Origin of the sequence: Actinoplanes sp. NPDC048791 (assembly GCF_040650095.1) — a bacterium.
Taxonomy (GTDB): Bacteria; Actinomycetota; Actinomycetes; order Mycobacteriales; family Micromonosporaceae; genus Actinoplanes.
This window is the reverse complement of sequence record NZ_JBEZGQ010000821.1, coordinates 1-3,772: the sequence shown is the minus strand read 5'-3', so window position 1 is coordinate 3,772 and position 3,772 is coordinate 1. Positions and strand designations below refer to the sequence as shown.

Here is a 3,772-nt window from a genome sequence, read left to right as displayed (position 1 = left end):
TGACCGGCACCTACTCGGCCGGCGCGGCGCACGCCTGGCAGGCGTTGCCGAGTGTCCGCACCGGACCCGACCGCGGCGGGATCACCGACGCGACCGTCGTGATCGACCCGAGCCGGGAGCGGCAGCGCTACACCGGCGTCGGCTTCTCCCTGGACGAGACGAGCGTCTCCAATCTGTGGAAGCTGACCCCGGCCGAACGGGAGCGGGCCGTGCGCCTGCTGGTCGATCCCCGGACCGGCGCGGGCCTGGACCGGTTCCGGCTCACCATCGGCAGCCCCGACCTCATCGAGCACCTGCCGTTCTGGTCCTACGACGAGCTGCCCGCCGGGGTCAGCGAGGACTTCGGCCTCCAGTACTTCTCGATCAAGCGCGACGTCGACGCGCACATCATCGACACCGTCAAGCTGATCCAGCGCTACAACCCGAAGGCAACCTTCTTCGCCTCCGCGTGGAGCGCGCCGGCATGGATGAAGACCAACAACCGTTTCACCGGCGAGGTCGCCCTCAAGCCGGGCAGCACCACCGAGTACTACCAGGTCGGCAAGCTGCGCGACGACGCGATCGACGTCTTCGCCCGCTACTACGTGAAGTACCTGCAGGCGTACGCGCGGCACGGCATCCGCATCGACGCGCTGACGCTGCTCAACGAGCCCGGCATCGACGTGGTGTACCCGGCGATGGACATCAGCATCGCCCAGCAGCAGCGGCTCGCCCTGGCCATCAAGCGGGAGCTGGCCGCGCACCGGCTGCGCACCGAGCTGTACGTGCACGATTTCAACTTCTGGGACTGGAAGGACCCGAACAGCACCGCGACCAAGAACTACCACCGCATCTTCGACGACCCCCGGGTACGGGCGGCCAGTGACGCCATCGCGTTCCACCCGTACTGGGGTGACCCGGCGGTGATGCGGGACGCGTACGAGCAGACCGGCAAGCCGGTGCACATGACCGAGACCAGCGACCTGTCCCCGGCCACCGTGCTGAGCTACCTGCGGCTGGACGCCTCGTCGTACGTGCTGTGGGCGCAGACGACCGATCAGGACGGCGGGACGCTGCACTGGACGCCGTCGCGCGACAACAACATCGACTGGGACGAGGTCGGCCGCACCACCAAGTGGCCGAACCGGCTGGTCAAGGTGGACACCACGGCCCGTACGTTCACCGTCCGCGACGAGCTCTACGCCCTCGGCCAGTTCGCCCGCCACCTCGGCCCGCAGCACGTCCGGGTCGAGTCCAGCGCCACCGCCGGCGGCGTCAGCAACGTGGTCTTCCGCGACCGCGGCGACGGCTTCGTGGCGGTCCTGGGCAACAGCACGGCAGCCGACCGCACCGTACGCGTCGTGCTCGGCGGCGAGTCGTTCACCGCGACCGTGCCGGCGAGCTCGTACGCGACGTACCGCTGGACCGGCCACGTCCCGTCCGCGCACCGCAACCACGCGCCGGTGCTGCGTGAGCTCCCCGCCGTGGTCGCCGACCAGTACGGCACCACGCGGATCCAGCTCTCGGCCAGTGACCGGGACCGCGACCGGCTCGGCTACTACGCGACCGACCTGCCCGACGGCGTCACGGTGGACGCGAGCACCGGCCTGGTGACCCTGCAACCGACGGTGGCCGGCGAGCAGGATCTGACGTTCTTCGTCACCGACGGCGCGGCCTCCGACCGGGTCACCGTGCACGTGACCGTACGCCCGCACGGCGCTCCGGTCGGCGCGCGCGTCGAGGCGGAGTCATACACCGCGCAGCACGGCTGGACCGAGGGCGGCGCGTCGTTCGTCGAGAACAACCCGGCGGCCAGCGGCGGGAAGAACGTCGGCTGGACGGCGCCGGGCAACTGGCTCACCTACCGGGTGGACGTGACGCAGGCCGGCCGGTACGACCTGGAGCTGCGGGTGGCCAACGGCACCGGTGCGGTGGCGCCCGACGCGGTGTCCCTGCGTGACGCGGCCGGGACGGTGCTGGCCAAGGCGTCGGTGCCGGACACGGGCGGCTGGGCGGCGTACCAGTCCGTGCACGTTCCGGTCGATCTGGCCGCGGGCGACCAGCTCGTGACGCTGTACTGCGAGACCGGCGGCTTCAACCTGGATTATCTGCGCCTCACGGCGTGACCGCCTGATCCCGGCCCCGCCCGACGGCGGGGCCGGGAGCCATTCATTGACTCTGATCAATCGCGTAAATAGGCTGCTGGGAGCGCTCCCAAACTCACCCGTCTACGGATTCGGAAGATCAGATGACAATTCGTCGTACCGTGCTGGCCGCCGGCGCTGTCGCAGCGCTGACCGCCGGCACCCTGGCCACGGTCACGCTGCCGGCCACGGCGGCGACCACCGGATGCTCGGTCACCTACACGGTGCAGAGCCAATGGTCCGGTGGGTTCGCCGCCGACGTGGCCATCACCAACCTCGGCTCGGCCGTCACCAGCTGGACGCTGGCGTTCGACTTCGCGAGCCCCGACCAGAAGGTCAACCAGGGCTGGAGCGCCGCCTGGAAGCAGTCGGGCGCCCGGGTCACCGCGGCCAGCATGAGCTGGAACGGCTCGCTCGGCACCGGCGCGTCCACGTCGATCGGCTTCACCGGCGCGTGGAGCGGCACGAACCCGAAACCGGCCTCCTTCTCCCTCAACGGCGTCGATTGCACGGGTTCCATCGTTCCGACGTCGGGTCCGACCTCGGTCCCGCCGAGCACTCTGCCGGCCACCACCCCGCCCGTCACCCCGCCGCCGAGCGGGCCCGCGCCCGAGCTCAAGGTGTCGGGCAACAAGATCGTCACCACGGACGGCCGGACCTACCGGCTGCTGGGGGTCAGCCGCTCCAGCGCCGAGTTCGGCTGCGTGCAGGGCAAGGGCCTCTGGGACTCCGGCCCGGTCGATCAGGCGTCCGTCGACGCGATGAAGACCTGGAACATCCACGCCGTCCGCATCCCGCTGAACGAGGAGTGCTGGCTCGGCGTCAGCGGCGAACCCAGCGGTCCCGCGTACCAGCAGGGCGTCAAGGACTACGTGGACCTGCTGGTCGCCAACGGCATCAATGTGATCCTCGACCTGCACTGGACCTGGGGTGCGTACACCACGGGCCCGGACTGGCACTGCAAGGACGAGCACGCGACCTGCCAGAAGCCGGTGCCGGACGCGCGCTACGCCCCCCAGTTCTGGACCGGCGTGGCCAACACGTTCAAGGGCAACGACGCGGTCGTCTTCGACCTCTTCAACGAGCCGTACCCGGAGATCGCCAGCGACTGGAACAAGACGCCGGGCTGGCAGTGCCTGCGGGACGGTGGCACCTGCACCGGCATCGCGTACGAGGTGGCCGGCATGCAGGACCTGGTCGACGCGGTACGGGCCACCGGCGCCACCAACATGCTGATGGTCAGCGGGCTCGAGTGGACCAACGACCTGCGCGAGTGGCTGGCGTACCAGCCCGACGACCCGCTGGACAACGTCGCGGCGTCGTGGCACGCCTACAGCTTCAACGCCTGCGTGACCGAGGCCTGCTGGGACAGCCAGATCGCGCCGGTGGCCGCGCAGGTGCCGGTGGTGCTGGGCGAGTTCGGCCAGGACACCTGCACGTTCGAATACATGCAGCGGCTGGTGGACTGGGCCGACGAGCACGGCCTGGGCTACCTGGCCTGGACCTGGAACCCGTGGGGCTGCACCGGCGGCGCCGTGCTCATCAAGGACTGGGCCGGCACCCCGGAGCCCGGGGTCGGTGAGGGCTTCAAGGCTCACCTGCTGACGCAGACCCCGTACCTCTGACGTCACCGACCGCGAGCGTCACCC

At 70.1% G+C, this 3,772-nt stretch carries 2 protein-coding genes; both read left to right on the top strand.

What is annotated here, in order from left to right; translation table 11 throughout:
- Window positions 1-2,105, top strand: a 2,105-nt coding sequence (locus AB0C29_RS37760; RefSeq protein WP_360830941.1) for a carbohydrate-binding protein, incomplete at its 5' end; no start/stop codon positions are given.
- 122 nt (window positions 2,106-2,227) lie between these two features.
- Window positions 2,228-3,748 (top strand): cellulase family glycosylhydrolase, encoded by a 1,521-nt coding sequence (locus AB0C29_RS37755; RefSeq protein WP_360830940.1) that lies wholly within the window; start codon window positions 2,228-2,230, stop codon window positions 3,746-3,748.
- The last annotated feature ends 24 nt before the right edge of the window (window positions 3,749-3,772 follow it).